This is a genomic window from Baekduia sp. (assembly GCF_035318805.1).
In the GTDB taxonomy this organism is placed as follows: Bacteria; Actinomycetota; Thermoleophilia; order Solirubrobacterales; family Solirubrobacteraceae; genus Baekduia.
The window spans coordinates 1-16,111 of the sequence record NZ_DATHDY010000121.1; the positions used below are offsets into that span (position 1 = coordinate 1).

Below are 16,111 nucleotides of genomic sequence, written 5' to 3' on the forward strand. Positions count from 1 at the left end.
ATGCTGATCGAGTCCCATTACGATTGCCATTACGGGGCCTCCTCAAGCTCCACGGTTAACTACCTGCGCGCATCATGCGCGCTTGAGCTGAGGAGGTCCCCCCTACGCCGGGACCGCCGCCCGGCTCATGCCATCTTTGCGTGCACGCGAAAGCGGCCGCCGCCGATCACCGTGCGCCAGTGCTTCGCTTCAGGGGGGCCGACTCGCATCTGACGCCGACTCGCCAGTCCGTGCAACGTGAGGGGACCATTCGTTGGGCCAGAAGTCACGGTTGCCCGACCTCGCGCCTGCTTCATTCTTGCCTCGTCGGGACGAACGTCTCACCGCAACTGCCGCACCTTACCGTCAGGGCAGTGGCGGGCACTCGATTGCGCTGGCGACAGTGGGGGCAGCTGAAAATCTGCGCTTCAGGCTGGGTCGGTGCTTCAACGTCTACTTGTTCGCGTGCTGCGGTCACGCCCTCGGATTGGCTCCGGTCGGCAACCAGTCGCGCTGCTCGCTCGGTCGTCGAGCCAACACCTGGAAGGGCCGTCGCGTGATTGTCTCGCAAGCGGGACTCCGTCCGCGTATCAATCGCGCGGGCCGCGGCCATTCCGAGATAGCCGGTGAGAACCGACTCGAAGAGGCGTGAGACGTCAACCGCCCCAGTGTCCGCATGCGCCACCTCATGTAGCAGCGTGCCCGCGTAGCCGCGCAGTGACCCAAGCTGGCTCCGCTTGATCACGATCTCGCCGAGTTCCGGATCCCAGACGCCAAGGGTCCCATCCAAGTTCACGCGGATGGTCTCGGAGATGCGGATGGGCGGGACGCCCCCGAGGTTTAGGCCGATGAGGTCAAGCAGTTCGGCGGTCCGCGAGAAAACATCACGCTCCGCTGGAGACAGTTCGGTCAAGTCGACAAAGTCGTAGTTGAACGTGTCGTTGTACTGATGGACGTATCCCTCGAGCGTCCGGAGGTCCGTGTCTCCGTTGTCGATCTGATCGTCGAGTCTCGCCTTCTGGGCCGTCGTCACGACCATGACATCGAGTCCATCTTGCCGCATATGGTCCACGAGATCAGCGTGGTACTCGAGTTCCTCTTCCGTGATGTACGCAACGTCGCGTCGCTCGTGCAGGAGATTCAATGCACGCTGGGAAATCTCGATCCACTGCATCTCGTCGCATTGCGTTCCCGTTGCCCTCGCCGACACTTGTTCCGCTAGGGCGTCGCAAACGACTTCCGATTGAGCCGATCTTAAAATTGATTTGACGCGTTCGGCATATGTCGTTCGGCCGACATTGAGACGCTCACGATTGAGTCTCTTTTTCATCGCCGGCGTGAGGCTCGTGATGTTGTAGGAGAACAGGAAGTTCGGCTCCTCACTCGCGAGAACGCCGCTGATGTACACGCGGGCGACTCCGCCTCGGCGCGCAAGTACATCGCCGTATGTCGTCGTCTCTAGCGTTTCATCACCGTTAAAGCGCAAGAACAATGACTTTGCCGCTTCGACATGTGCAGCGCTTACGCCTGCCAACTCAAACGTGCTGCCTTGCATAAGCGGATCACCGTCGCGGTGCTCGACATGGAGTGTCGTGATCCGGTCGAAGTTGTGTTTGTGCGCTTCACGAAGCTGATACACGCCGTGTTGCGAGCGGATCATCACGGAAACGCCGCGTCGGTGGAAGGTGGCGAGTGCGTCCTTGAGACCGACGCCGAACTTCCCGATGACGCCTGGCGGGCCAGCGACCTTCTCCGCGTTCTCATTCAGCGTGAAGTGCTCGATGGCCAAGCCACGCCCAAAGTCACGAACGTGCCACACGCCACCATGCTCAAGGATCTCGACGTCGCCCGTCCCCGTCAGCAACTGCTCGTCTAGAGCGTTCGATATAATCTCCCGAATGGCGTGCTCGATCTCCCAATGATCCAGCACCTCTTCGATGTTGAGGTCGAATAGCCGAGCATCCGTCATGGTTCCCCTATCGGCCGGCTGAGGAGCGGCCTGGAGCGCTTGATCCGGCCGCGAGCCACCCGATCGCCCCGTTTCAGGGCACGCGACAAGCTGTCTCCCCTCTCTGCCTGCAGATCGCGTGTGATGCTTTCTCTTCTGCGGTGGAGTCAAGCACCAGCTCTCCAGCCGTCGTCGCCGCGAACCAGCCGCGAAGCGTCCTGGGCCACAGCGAGACATGACTGGAGACGAGCGGTCGTCTGCCCTGTCAGCCGACGTTGCCCGAATAGGGCGAGCGTCGCGCGGAAGAGCTCCTCCTCGTTGGTGACCTGGCCGTGCGCGGAAACGTCAGCCATAGCGTTGATGATCTCCTCGGGGGCGAGGTCCGAAAGGGGTCGATCGATCTCCTCAGGCGTCGTCCGGTAGCCACGCCAGGCGTCCGGGTCGAGGTCTGCCGGCCACGCGAATTCGCCGAGTTCTGAGCTGCGAACCCGTTCGGTGGGTAGCGCCTCAAGGATGAAGCGCTGCCGGGCGGCAGCGACGCGGTCGAAGCCGAAGCGGCGCCCGATGCTGCGGGCGAGCCGCGCCGTCGCGATCGGTCCTTCGGCATCGACGGTCTCGCGAACGGCGTCGGCGATGATCCGCCGGACATCGGGCGAGCTCGTGCGACCGAGGTCCTCGCGCGTTCCCAGTTGCGTCGGCTCGACCTCGGCGTATGGCGCGCGATCAGTGGGCGCCGCGGAGGGCTCGACCATCGCCTGGGACGCCACGAGGACCTGCGGCGTCTCGGGCGTGGCGGTCATCGAAGGCTCCGGGGCGTAGGTGAAGGTCTCCAACTCGACCGCGTCCTCGCCGCTCTCAACGAGCTCGGCGTCCGCTTCGTCCTCGGGGTCCTCGCCTCCGTCGTCGGCCGCGGCGGCCTCGATAGCTCTCTGCTGCTCGACGACCTGCGCCTCGCGGCGCGCGTGCTCGCACTCCTCTTCCTCCCGGGCTTGGGCGATCGCTTGGTCGACCCGGCGTAGCACCGCCTCCTGGTCGTCGAGCCACTCTGGGAGCCACACGCGCAGGGAGGCGCCCCACCGCATCATGCGCTGCAGGAGAAGGGGCGTGAGATCGCGGTCGGCCACGGTCGGTCGTTCGGCCCACCGTGGGCCATCCAGGACGATCGCGACCTGCCATCGCTCTGCGGTGCGCTCGCGGACGACTAGGTCGAGTGAGAAGCCGGAGAGGCCGTAGTCCGACGCGACCTCGTACCCGCGCGCTCGCAAAGCCGTGGCAATCGCCTCGCGCACGTGGTCGGTCCCGACGACGGTGCGAGCCGTCGTCGCCGCCAGACCCTCCGGCCCGTTGGCTGCGAGCTCGAGGTACGAGCGCAGATGCGCGATGCCCTTCGAGCTCGTGCGGGTGAGGTCGATGTCGCTCGGGTCGAACGACGCGAACAGGATGACCTTGCGGCGCGCTCGGGTGATCGCGACGTTCAGGCGCTTCTCGCCGCCAGACGTTCCCAGCGGCCCGAAGTTCATGGGCAGCGGACCGCCATCGGGCCGCTTGGAGAACGCCACGGAGAACAGGATGATGTCGCGTTCATCGCCTTGGACGTTCTCGAGGTTCTTGACGAAGATGCCTTCGCGAGCGTCCTCGCGCAGCTGCCGGGCGACCAGCGGATCGCCACACTCCTCGAGCAGGTTGAGCACGAGGTCGCGCTGCTGCGCGTTGAACGTCACGACGCCGACCGACTGCTCGGCGCGATGCGGGTCGGCGAGACTACGGCGGATCTCGGCGACGATCGCCTCAGCCTCCACGCGGTTGGTGCGGAACTCGTGCTTGCTGTCCTCGCGGTTGAAGTGTCCCTGAACTCGGCGTAGCTCGACGCCGGCCTGCGGATCGCCGCCGGGCGACGGGAGGCTGGCCAGCCGGCCCTCGTAGTAGTAGGCGTTGGAGAACGCGATCAGCGTCTCGTCCTGGCTGCGGTAGTGCCAGGAGAGCCACACCCGTGGCAGGCCCGACTCGACGCACTCGGTGAGGATGCTCTCCAGGTCCTCGAGGACCTCCGGCTCGTCATCGTCATCGCCAGCGCCGCCGCCGTCCATGGCCTTCACCTTGCCAACCGACGTCGGCGGCATCTGCTGGGAGTCGCCCACGATGATTGCCGACCGGCCGCGACCCAGCGCGCCGACAGCTTGGGCGACCGTGACCTGGGATGCCTCGTCGAACACCACCAGGTCGAAGGTCACCGACCCCGGAGGCACATACTGGGCGAGGGACGCCGGGCTAACGAAGAAGCACGGTGTGGCCTGCAGGATCTCCTCGCCATAACGCTCGATCAGTTGCCGAAAGGTGAGGCCGCCGCGCTTAGCGTCCAGGCGCCGCCGCAGCTCGCCCACCTTGCCCGTGAGTCGGTCGCCTCGGTAGGCCCGGCGTTCTAGGAGCTCGGCGGGCAGCGCCACCTTCTGCTCGGATCGGGCCGCCTCGGCCGCGTTGGCGAAGTCGGCGATCTCACCGTCGCGCAGCGCGGCGTCGAAGCCCTGCAGCCCGGACGCCGCGCGCCGCTCGCGCAGCGACGCAACCGCCACCCCGCGCAGGTAGGCAACCTCCGCCTCGGCGGCGTCGAGACGAGCGGAGAGCAGGGCGTCGCGAAACTCGTCGAGGCCGGCCGCCGCCAGCGGATCGAGCAGCTCTACCATGCGCGACCACCGGCGGGCGGGCGCGTCGGCGGAGTCGGCGATCTCGCGGGTCCAGATCTCGGAGTCCTCGCTCCAAGCGGCGGTCCAGTGGCGCTCGCCGGTCCAGCGCTCAATCTCCGGCGCGCTGCAGCCGAGCAGCGCCTGCCAGTGCTGCCACGCGGCAGCTACGTCGCGCAGCCCCGCGGCGGCGTCGGGAGCAAGCGGCCCGCTGCCCTCCAGCAGCAGCCACAACGCTCCGTGACGGCGCTCGAATGCTTCGGTGCGCTCGAGGCGCTCGAGCACGTCGGTGAGCCCGGGCCCGGCGTCTGGCCGCAGAGGGGTCCATGATCGCTGCGCCGCGTCGCCGAGAAGGTCCGCCTGCTGGGCGACGAGCTGCGACGCGTGGCTACGTGCGGCCTCGATGCCGATGAGCAGCCCAGGGACTTCCACGGGCTGGACGCTGGTCCCGTCGGCGAGCAACGGCCGGACAGTTTGCTCGAACTCCTCGCTCCGTTTGCGCTTGCCGAACAGACCCCGCTTGGCCGCTTCTGCCGCGGCGGCTAGCGCCGCGGTCTCGCCGTGCTCGAGGAACGAGCGGGCGAACGTCGACAAGGCGGCGTGGTGCTGCCCGGCGAAGCCGCCGACCTCCTCGACGAGCTGATCGCGGGCAGCGATCCAGGAGGCCGAGCGCAGCTGCGCGAGCCGTGGGGCGTCGGGCACCGGGGCGGCGGCACGGTCGTCGAGGTGGGGCAACAGCGCGTCGAGATCCGAGGCGGCGCCGAGCCCCTCCAGAACGTTCCACGCGGCGCGGTGCCCCCGTGCCGCGTGCATCGCCGCCTCGAGCGCAGACGCCGCCTCGGCCAACGCGGCGGGGTCAAGGTCTTCGGCCAGCGCGCCGACCACCGCCCAGGGATGTCGCGGGCGCAGGCCGACAGTCCGGGCGGCACGGGCAAAGTTGCGCACGGCGTCCTTGATAGGCCCCTCATCGGTGTCCTGCCGGGCCACATATATCGCCGGAATGGGTGCCACGGGGCCCTCGCCGTACTGCTCGAGGTTCTCAGCTGCCCCCCACAACGTGACACCGATGGCGTTGGGCCCGTGGATGCGGTCCGGGTACTCCTCCAACGGCGCGTGCCGGGCGCGCAGCGTCGCGCAAATGGCCTCCCAGCCGCGGCGGTCGTAGACGGCGATGTTGTCGACGGCGCGCTTGAGCTGTGCGCGGATCTCCGCGGGCCGTTGGCTCCGGCCATGCAGATCCAGCGTGAAGTCCGAGAGCCCGACGTCCGTTAGGCGCCGTTTGACGACGTCAAGCGCCGCCTGCTTCTCGGCAACGAAGAGCACCGTGCGCCCGTTGGCCAGCGCGTGCGCGACGAGGTTGGTGATCGTCTGTGACTTGCCGGTGCCGGGCGGCCCCTCCAGCACAAACGAGCGGCCCGCGGCGCCCAGCGCGACGGCGCGCAGCTGTGAGCCGTCGGCGGGGATCGGCAGCGGCATCTCGGCCTCATCGATATGCAGGGCCTCGAGCGCCTGATCCTCCCCGGGCGCCGCCGGATCGAGGAACGACTCGCCAGGACGGAGCGCGAGATGCTCCACAACCGGGCTTTGAGAAAGGACGTCCCAGGACCGCTCGAGGTCACGCCACATCCCGAACGTGCTGAACTGGCAGATTCCGACCGAAGCGACCTCGTCGATCCGCACATCAAGGCGATGGGTGACCAGCGCGTCGCGGATCGCCGGCAGCGCGGCCACGATGTCGATGCCGCTGCGGTCGAGCCTGGGCGTCTCAAGCGCCTCGATCTGCACGTTGTGCTTGATGCGCAACCACTCGACGAGGCAGTGGTTGGGGGAGGCCACGCTGGTCGTGTCGACGCGGATCTGGAACGCGCTGCGTCCCGTCCCACCCTCGATCTTGACCGGCAGCAGGAAGAGGGGCGCGCGTGCCTCCTTCCCGGTCGGGGTGCGATGGACCAGCGCCCCGACCGTGAGGTAGAGGTTCGCGTTGCCCGTCTCCTCGAGCATCGTCCGGGCGGTGCGCTGCAGCTTGCGCATCCGGGTCACATAGCCCTGCGCACCGACCCCGGCGAAGACCGCGTGGTCGTCGACCAGGAACTTGCGAACCAGATCGGCATCAAGATCCTGTGCGCGACGCGCGCCCTGGAGCCGCTGCAGGTCGCTCAGCTCATCTTGGGGGACGAGCTTGATCGGCTTGCCGTCGTGGACGATGTCGTCCAGCAGGGCGAGCGTGCCGGTAGGCACGTGCAGGTCGAGCACCTCGGCTGAAGCCTTTAGGTTCAGCAGGCGGTTGCGCGTGCTGAGATCCAGCAGCGCGCGCTTCCATTGACGTACGCGCGCAGGAGCGTCGTCGGCGACGTTGAGCAGGACGTCCTCCTCCTCCGGGCGCGCGAGGAGCTCGGATGGGAGGTCGAGGACTGACGCCGCCGCGTTGCCGGGCGCCCGCGGTGCATTGGTTGCCTCCGAGGCCGTCGTGATGTCGTTGCTCGGCAGCGGCCGGGTGCCAGCGCGATGGGCTGTGTGCACGTCGAGGATCCCGAGCAACGTCTCGGGGTCGCGAAGTCGCCGATGGCCGGTGGCTACGGCTGCCGCGAACGTCCCCTGGTCCCCGGTCTCGTAATACGCGGCCTCGACCGGTACCGCCCGCCCCGACTCGACGAGGTTCACCATCGTGTTCGGCTCGGTGATCACTGTCTGCCCGAGCGTGCCGCTCTCGCGCAGGTAGCCCGCGAGCGCGTGCCCGTCGATGAGCCACAGGAGCGGGTGCAGTCCGGCCTGCTCCAGGCAGGCGGCGTAGGCAACCGCGAGATCGACGCATGTTCCCAAGCGCTGATCAAGCACCTGTCCCGTCGTGCGCACCTTCTGGCCGCTGTCCTCGAAGGAGGCCGGCGGATCGACGTAGCGGATGCCCTGCGAGCGCAGGGCCTCGTATACCGCCGCGGCGATCTTCGACGCGCGCTCGGGACCCTGCTGATAGCCGCCCATGCTCGCGTCGCCGGTGTGGACGCGCAGCAGCTCAGCAGCGGCATCGAGGATGGTCGCCACGGCTCGGGTGTTGGGCTGGACGAACGCGGCGAGCGACTCATAGAACAGGGGCGCGCTGAACCACTCGTTGTGCGCGAGCACCTGCACGGGCGCGCTCAGCGCGACGTCCGGGCCCCACGCATGCGTGACCGTCACGCCCGCAGTCGCGCGGTGACTTTCGTCGAGGTTTGCGAGATGCTCGTAGGAGGGGGCGAAGGCCTCGAGCGCGTCCCACAGTCGATGCTCGCCAGGCGGGATGGGCTCGGCCAGTTTCGCCGTCCATTCGGGAGCCAGCGAGGCGCCGCGCCCGTCGAGCGTGAGCCGAAGCGTCACGTCCTCCAGCGGCATCGTCGACGCGTTCGTCACCCGTACTGACCGCACGAGCGGCACGTCATTGTGAGCGAGCGCGAGGTTGACAGCTGGCTGGATGGCAGCCTCAAGGCCAACGCCATCGCGCTGTAGCTCATACGGGGTCCAAAAGGGCTTGTCTTCGCTCATGTGCAGCCTCCTTGCTGGCCATCGCCGACGGGCCTCAAGGATTGAGAGTCGACCTGACCGGCAGCACATTACCCCGCGGTCCGATACGGTCGCGCAACGATGGGGCTTTTCAATCGCTCGCCCGCTCATGCGCGCCTGCCTCGCGGCCGCTTCGCGCCGCTCCCAGAAGAGAACTTCATTCGCGTCGTCGGCGAATCGTATTGTCAGCGCGAGTTGACCCGACTGCGGGACAGGTGCGTCCCGGGCGTCGAAGGACGCCCCTCCTTTCCGGTCGCCCTGGTTCCCGAGCCCGACAAACCGTACGACCCGCAGGCGGTCGCCGTCATTGCAGAAGTCGGTCGCGTCGGATACTTGCCGCGTGACGACGCCCAACGCTATGCGCCGACGCTGAGGGCCCTCGTCGATCGAGGATTCGACGGCGCGAGTTGCACGGGACTGCTCAACGGTGGCGAGACCGACCGTCCGAGCTTCGGCGTCGTACTCACTTTGAGCTATCCCGAAGCCTGCGAGCAGTTCGTCAGTGTCCCGACCTAGCGTCGGCCACCGACACGTCCGAGCGCGCTGAGACTGTACTTGGTTGCGTCATGACCCAACTGTTCTTCGAAGACTGGGCTGCGAGCTACGGCTCGCCGTATCTAATCGATGACGATCAACCCGATGGCGCGGCTGTGCTGGCGGAACAGGCGGACGGGCTGCGAATCGCGCCGGTGCCCGGCGAGCCGCGCCCGGTGGCGTTCGTGGACGGTGTGCGGCGTGGAGAGGGGCTGCTGTACCGCGAGGGTGATGACGGCGGACTGTTGCGGGGGACGGTCGGCGCCTACGCGTGTGGAGCGGTGTTGTGCGAGGTGGGCAGCGTCCCGACATACGGGCCGCTTGAGACCGGGCGACTCGTGATCTTTGGCGGCGGGATACCGGTGACGTTGCCTGCCGTGGACGGGTATCGGTGGGAGGCAGTGGCGATCGCCTCAACCGAGCCAGACGCGCCGCTGCAAGAGCTCCAGACACGAATGCGGATGGCGGAGGGCCTTCTCGCCGAAGCGCTCGCGGCGGACGGCTGGCTAGCCATCGTGGATGGTCCGCTGAGCTTCGTCCGCTCGCGCGACCTACCTGTCGTCGGCCTGGTCAAGTCCCACTACCGGCCACTGTTGCCTCCGGGTCAGCACCGTTTAGTTGCCACGCTCGTCTGCGGTGAGCGAACGCCGTTGTTCGTCCTCGGCACCGACCGCTACTCCTGCTACGTCCGCGTCGCGGTGCCAGGACCGCGATCAGGCCCATGGCACGGCATCGTCCGCCTAGAACTGCCGCAGTCCGCAGGCCTCGAGGCCGCGCGTGCCACGGTCGACGCGGTCACGCGCGTGCTGCCCCGGTACGCCGGGATTCCACACCGTGACCCGCGCGCGCCTCAGAACCTCCAGCCGGTCGGCGCTCTGGAAAGACAACTGCGCCGTCGCCTGGGAAACGCGCGCTTGGCGAGCCGGGCAGCTCGCATCGCCGTGGAACTCTACGACGAACAGGCCGTGGCATGAAGCCGGGCGACTACGTCCGGACCTGCGAGCCAGCGATGGGATTTGCCCAAGGCCCCCACCGAGACCAGCACGGGGACGGGCAGCCACGCGAGATCCCCGCGGGCGCGTTGTGCGAGATCTTTTCGATCAACCGCGCCACTGGCTGGGTGACGGTCCACTTTGACTTGGACGACTCCGGCCAGAAGGAGCCTTACCGCGTTGAGGCGATCGTCGAGCCCGACATGCTGACCATGGGCACGCGCCCGTCGCTGCCTCCGATGATCCCGGAAGGAGCCGAGTTCCCGGAATGACCGAAATGACCCACACGCCGACCGACCAGATCGGCGCGATTGATGGCGCCGCCGATGTCAACACGCGCCGCTTCTCCGTAGTACTCGATGACACCGCGACAGTCCAGCTGGACGAGCTGGTGGTCAGTCGCCAGATGTTGCCGTCAGGCGTAGAGGTAGCTCACTACGGGATTGTCACTGAGCAAACCGGAGTCATCGAGGGCGCGGAGCTGCCGTCGGATACGAGGCACATCGCGTTGACCCGGACAATGCCGGGCCAGACCAGCCGCTGCGTGGAAGTCAGCGTCTTGCGCACGGACCCGGAGCTATGGGTGGCGCCGAACCCTGGCGCGAGCGTGGCCCAGGCGCGGGGATCCGACCGCGAGGCGGCGCTGTTCCTGGACCAGATGGACGGCGGCCGGCTGGCGATCGGTTTTGACCAAGGGCAACAGCCGATCTACGGCGACTTCAGTTTCATGAATGGTGTGCAGGGCGGCCACGTCTCGATCAGCGGCATCAGCGGCGTCGCTGCGAAGACCAGCTATGCGCTGTTCCTGCTCTACATGATCCTAGAGACCCCGCAGGGCCGTGCGCTGCTGGGGCCGGCCGCCACGCAGACCCGCGCGCTCGTCTTCAACGTCAAGGGCGAAGACCTCATGCATCTCGATCGCGCGCACAAGAACCTCAATGACGAGCGCCGGGCACAGTGGGCGGCGCTCGACGTGTCCGACCCCCAGCCGTTTGGATCCGTTGACTTCTTCGCGCCGCCCCAGCCTGGCGGCGAGCAGGGCGAGCAGTTGGTCTCAAGCGCTCAGTCGCGCCCGGACGCAACTGTCTACGGCTGGACGCCCGAGCGGTTCATCCGCGAAGGGCTTCTGCGGTTCTGCCTGACCGAGTCTGATGACCGCGGCACTCAGGTTGGCTTTGTCGAGCAAGTCGTGCGTGCCGAGCTCGCCCGCCACGCCTATCCCCTCGACAACGAGTCCGGTGCTGTGGTGATCTGCGACGAGCCGCACTCGACCTCCCGCACATTCGAGCGGATCGTCGCGGGTCGCCCACCCGCGAAGCCCGCCGGCGCGGGCCAGGTAGTGCGCGACTTCTATGACCTGCTCGATGTGCTTGATGTTCGCCTCGACCCGGACGGTCCGTACAACTGGACCGGGAACACCCAACAGGGCACGGTGCTTGCGTTTCTGCGACGCATCATGGCGCTCGCCCCTCGACTCGGCCACCTAATCCGCATGGGCGTCCAGTCGGTCGAGACGAACAAGGCGGTCACGGTCGTTGACATCCACGGCCTACACGAGGCCGGGCAGCGGTTCGTCGTCGGGGCATTGGTCTCCCGTGTCTTCGACGAAAAGCAGGCCACCGGTCGCGAACCGTTGCGATACGTAATGCTCGACGAGCTCAACAAGTACGCGCCCCGCGAAGGCCACGGGCCGTTGCGCGAATTGTTCGTCGACATCGCCGAGCGCGGCCGGTCGCTTGGCGTGCTCCTGATTGGTTGCCAGCAGGCCGCTGGCCGGGTCGCCGAGCCCGTCGTCCGCCAGCCCGCCCTCAAGATCTGCGGGCGCCTCGATGCCACGGAGGCATCCGAGTACAAGTTCCTGACGCCCGAGCTGCGTGAGCGCGCTACCCGCTTCTTGCCCGGGACGATGGTCTGCTCCCAGCCGCGCATCCCTGTCCCGGTGCCGTTGCGCTTCCCCTTCCCGCCGTACGCAACGAACACTGGCGATGCGGCCATGACCGATGCTGAAGAGGCGCAGGGTGTGGCCGCTTTCGGAGCGCTCTGATGGCCGTCGTCTTCCACACGTCCGACTGGCACGTGGGCAAGTCGCTCGCACGGATCTCTCGCGAGCAGGACCACCGCGCGGTGCTTCAGGAAATCGTCGCCCAAGCGCTCAACGCCGAGCCCGACCTAATCATCCACTCGGGCGATGTCTTTGACAGTTTCCGTCCGGCCACCGCCGACATGCGCCTCGCGCTGTCGACCCTTCGTGATCTCGGGGAGATCGCGCCGACCGTTGTACTGGCCGGCAACCACGACTCGCCCTCACTGCTTGAAGTCTTCTCGCTCCTGTTGGGTGAGGAGTCCACAGTGCGGCTCGTGGCGCGCGCCAAGCATCCTGACCACGGCGGAATCCTCGATTTCCACTCCCGCGACGCCAGCCAACGGCTCCGGCTGGCACCGATGCCTTTCGTCCACGCTAACCGGCAGGTCGACTGGTTCGACGATCCGCGCCGATTCATGGGCAAGTACGCAGAGCAAATGCAGGTGATGAACCGGCTGCTGCACAAGGGTCTTGAAGACGGCTACGACCCTGCCCGCGATGTACTGCTCTACGCGGCACACCTGCACGTGAGCGGCGCGCACTTGTCGGGGACCGAGCGCCCACTTCACGTTTCCGAGTCCTATGCAGCCGAGGCCGGCAGCCTGCCGGCGGTCTCCTACAGCGCCCTTGGCCACATCCATAAGCCGCAGCAGTTGCCGGGCAAGCCGGCCTGCTACGTGGGTTCCCCGATGCAGTTGGACTTTGGGGAAGCCGGCCAGGACAAGTCATCGATCGTGGTGGTCGCCCAGCCGGGCCGCCCGGCTGAGATCACCCGCCTGCCCCTGACCTCCACCCGTCCGTTGCGGCTTCTGCATGGGACCATCGAGGAGATCATCGCCGCAGCCCCCGGCGTCGGCCGCGCGCTCGTGCGCGTGATCGTCCGAACCGACGACCCGATCCCCGACCTCGCCGACATGGTGGTCGGCGTGCTGCCCGACGCCACCCTCGTGGAGGTAGTCGAGGACGTCGCGAGCCGCCGCCTGCAGGTCCTCGACCCCGACGTCCTGGACCCCGACAAACCCGAACCGACCTACGACCAGCTCCTCACCGCCTATCTGCAGGAGCACTCCACGCGCGACCCCAACACGCCGGCCGAGCTCGTGGAGTCCTTGTTCTCCACGATTAGTGATGAACGCGAATCGGACGAAGATCCGCCAATCGACGGACTTCGGGACCTGCTCCACGCCGAGCTGCCAGACCCTCCCAGTGCTCAGGTTCCCGCGTGAGACCCCTCGTGTTGAAGATGGCTGGCCTGCGGACCTACCGGACCGAAACAAGCGTCGACTTCACCGACCTGAACCTATTGGCGATCGTTGGCGCGACTGGCTCGGGAAAGAGCAGCCTGCTCGAGGCCATCACGTACGCGCTGTATGGCAACGCTACGTGGGAGAAGCGCAACTCGGCCCTCATCGCCGACGGCGCCCTGCGCATGACGGTCTCTCTGACCTTCGAAGCGGACGATCAGCACTGGCAGATCACGCGCAGCGCACCGCATCCCAGCAAGAACTACCCGCCGGCAAGCCAGGAGCTGCTCTGCCTGAGCGACCTCACACAACCGAAGATCGACGGGTCAGGCGAGGTCCGCGCCCGGATCGGCAAACTGATCGGGCTCGACTATGAGGGCTTCAAGTCGTGCGTCCTGCTGCCGCAGGGCCGTTTCGACCAACTTCTGAAGTCGACCGCCGCAGAGCGGGTGCGCATCCTCAAGGCGATCCTCGGTCTCGAAGCACTCGATGACACGCGCGAGCGCGCCCAGAGGCTGGGCGACGTCCTGAACGCCCGTGTCGAGGAAATCCTTCGGGCCCGGGGCAAGTTCCTTACGGACCCGCGTGCCGCCCACGACCTGGCCCAGACCAAGATCGCAACGCTCACGCCACGCTCCGACGAGCTCGTAAAGCTGGAGAATCGCGTGCAAGCGCTGGTTGGAGAGGTCCGCGACCGCCGCGACGAGGAGAAGAACGCCAAGGAGTCTGCCAGCCGCGTCGCAGAGCTGACCGACGCCGGCCTGCTAGGGCGGCTTCGTGACCTGGAACAGCTCGAGGCCGATCTCGGCCGCGCCCATAGTGAGGCGACAGTTGCGGCGGACGCCGCCGAGCGCGACGCAGCCGCTGCCGCCGCCTCCGTTCGAAGCGCTACCGAGCAGCACCGCTCCGTGGTGGCCATCACCAAGATGCGCGGCACGCTTGAGGCCACGAGTAGTGCGCTGCGAACGATCACCAGGGACCGCGACGCGCTGGAGCAACGGCGCGCCCAGGTTGCCGAGGACCAACAGCAACTTGAGACCGTGCGTGCTCATGCGGCACGATTCGAGCGCACTCTGCAGGAACAGACAGAAGGCGAGCGAGCGGCCGAGATCGCCGCCCAGGACGCGCGCCATGCCGCCAGTGAGGCAGTCGCGACAATCGAGGCGATCGCTAGTGCCCGCGATCAGCTTGCAGCAGCCGAACACGAACTGCAGGTCCGCCAGACCGGACACGGAGAGGCACAACAACACGAGACCGCCACCAAGGCCACCCAGCGAACCGCAAAGGCTGCGTTGGACCACGCGCAGACCGCCCTGGACGCGGCGAAGCTCGAAGAAGCGGCCGCTCACGCCGCGCACGGTTGCAAGCCTGGACAGAGCTGTCCGATCTGTGCGCAAACCCTTCCCTCCACGTTCATCGCACCGGAACTCTCAGCAGACGTTGCCACACTGACTGCGGCGATGACCGACGCCCATGAGATCGAGCGTGCCGCATTCGGTGACTTCACCCGGGCAAGGGCCGCGGTGACCAGCGCGATCGACCAGATCAGATCGGCGACAGATGTACACGAACGGGCGTCCGCCGCCTGGACGAGCTTTGCCAGCACGTCGCTAGCCGCCGGGCTCGAGGTTGCGACCGTTGTTGCCGACGAAGCGACTCGCGCGTTGATCAGCGCGCACGCTGCGCAGGCGGACGAACTTCTTCAAGCAGCCAGGAACGCCCGCGCCGCAACCACTGGCGAGCATCAAGCGGCCGCCGTAAGAGCGAGCACATCGGAGGCCGATCTCAGCCGCCGGCAGCAGGAGCTAGAGGATGCAGCCGGAGACTTCGAGCGACGGGAGCAGCACGAGCGCAAACGCCTACAACTGCTGCCCGACTGGGCTGAGGTTTCTCCGACCGCGGGGCCAGATTTACTCGACGCGTGTGACGCACGCCTGGCCACGGCACTGGAGGAGGCCGAGCAACGCGAGCAGCATGCCGCGAGCACGGCCTCCCTCGCCAGCACCTGCCGCCAGGAACAGTACGACGCCAAGCAGCGCATTCAGTCCGAGGTCGATGGCCCCGCCGTGAACGAGCGGAACGCATTGCGCGCGCTCGCCGCCGAAGCCGATCGGCATCGGAAGCGACCGCTGGCCGCCCTACCAGGGGCACTCGCCTCCATCGCAGCACTGATCAGCACTGCCGAGCAAATCGTCGCTGGAGCAGGAGAGACGCTGGACGCGTTGCAGGTCATCGCAAGTCGCGCGCGCGCGGCCGCCGAGGCCACGCAGCAAGAAGGGATTGAGCTCGTCACGAATGCCGGGTTCAAGACATCCGCCGAGCTACACACAGCGGTGATCGAGCTGCTTGCTGAGCTCAAAGCCGCCACCACTGAGCAGCAGACGGCGGCCGCCCAGCTCGAACCGGTCGCCGAGCTCGACGTGCTTCTTGCTCAGGCGGAGAGCTTGCGTGCTGGTCTGCGCGAGCTAGCGTTCCAGCTGGGTGACGGCAAGTTCACCGGCTACGTCGTCGCCCGGCGCCAGCAGGCGCTGCTCGCCCTGGCCAGCGGCATCTTCGGGCAGGTCACTGCCGGCCAGTATGGGTTCACCGAGGACTTCAAGATCGTCGACCGCCTGACCGGATCCGCCCGAACGCCCGACACACTCTCTGGTGGGGAGACGTTCCTCGCAAGCCTCGCGCTCGCGCTCGGCCTAGTCGAGCTAGCCGGGCGCAGCGGCGGCCGCCTGCAGGCCTTGTTCCTCGACGAAGGCTTTGGCAGCCTCGACCCTGACGCCCTCGACCAAGCGCTGGACGAGCTCGAACGCCGCGCCGACGCCGGCCGCCTGATCGCCATGATCAGCCACGTCCCCGCGATCGCGGAACGTATCGAGCAGGTCCTGCAGGTCACCAAGACCCCGCAAGGCTCGCATGTCGAACTCCTCACCGAGGAGCAACGCGCTGCCCTGCTCCTCCACGACGTAACGGAACAGGCGGCCGCGGCAACCTGACGCAATGGAGTCGACACGGGACTCGTGTGGCAGGCCCTCCGTCAAGATCTAGGTTGTTCGCGCTGAGAGCAGCATGCCGTTCCGCTGGCCGCAGCAGCGACTCGCTCAACCCGATCCTAGCCATCAGCTCCG

Annotated in this window: 8 protein-coding genes; 6 read left to right on the plus strand and 2 right to left on the minus strand. The window is 67.2% G+C overall.

What is annotated here, in order from left to right; translation table 11 throughout:
- Nucleotides 1-292: 292 nt before the first annotated feature.
- Nucleotides 293-1,948: a hypothetical protein gene (locus VK501_RS24530; protein ID WP_324342211.1), complete on the minus strand. Its 1,656-nt coding sequence runs from the start codon at nt 1,946-1,948 to the stop codon at nt 293-295.
- A 146-nt stretch (nt 1,949-2,094) separates the two neighbouring features.
- Nucleotides 2,095-8,250: a DUF4011 domain-containing protein gene (locus VK501_RS24535; protein ID WP_414641202.1), complete on the minus strand. Its 6,156-nt coding sequence runs from the start codon at nt 8,248-8,250 to the stop codon at nt 2,095-2,097.
- Here VK501_RS24535 and VK501_RS29000 point away from each other — a divergent pair.
- Genes VK501_RS29000 through VK501_RS24560 form a run of 6 tightly spaced genes read left to right on the plus strand, consistent with a single transcriptional unit; the run spans nt 8,221 to nt 15,979 of the window.
- Nucleotides 8,221-8,655, plus strand: coding sequence for an HIRAN domain-containing protein (locus VK501_RS29000; RefSeq protein WP_414641203.1), 435 nt, complete (start codon nt 8,221-8,223; stop codon nt 8,653-8,655). The two genes, VK501_RS24535 and VK501_RS29000, sit on opposite strands and share 30 nt — an antisense overlap.
- A gap of 50 nt (nt 8,656-8,705) precedes the next feature.
- Nucleotides 8,706-9,647: a hypothetical protein gene (locus VK501_RS24540; RefSeq protein ID WP_324342215.1), complete on the plus strand. Its 942-nt coding sequence runs from the start codon at nt 8,706-8,708 to the stop codon at nt 9,645-9,647.
- Nucleotides 9,644-9,937: a hypothetical protein gene (locus tag VK501_RS24545; protein WP_324342217.1), complete on the plus strand. Its 294-nt coding sequence runs from the start codon at nt 9,644-9,646 to the stop codon at nt 9,935-9,937. The genes VK501_RS24540 and VK501_RS24545 overlap by 4 nt, the downstream gene beginning before the upstream one ends.
- A complete protein-coding gene (locus VK501_RS24550; RefSeq protein WP_324342219.1) occupies nt 9,934-11,709 on the plus strand; it encodes an ATP-binding protein in 1,776 nt (591 codons plus the stop codon). Before VK501_RS24545 ends, VK501_RS24550 begins: the two co-directional genes overlap by 4 nt.
- A complete protein-coding gene (locus VK501_RS24555) occupies nt 11,709-12,974 on the plus strand; it encodes an exonuclease SbcCD subunit D (RefSeq protein WP_324342221.1) in 1,266 nt (421 codons plus the stop codon). Before VK501_RS24550 ends, VK501_RS24555 begins: the two co-directional genes overlap by 1 nt.
- 17 nt (nt 12,975-12,991) lie before the next feature.
- Nucleotides 12,992-15,979 (plus strand): SMC family ATPase, encoded by a 2,988-nt coding sequence (locus VK501_RS24560; protein WP_324342223.1) that lies wholly within the window; start codon nt 12,992-12,994, stop codon nt 15,977-15,979.
- The last annotated feature ends 132 nt before the right edge of the window (nt 15,980-16,111 follow it).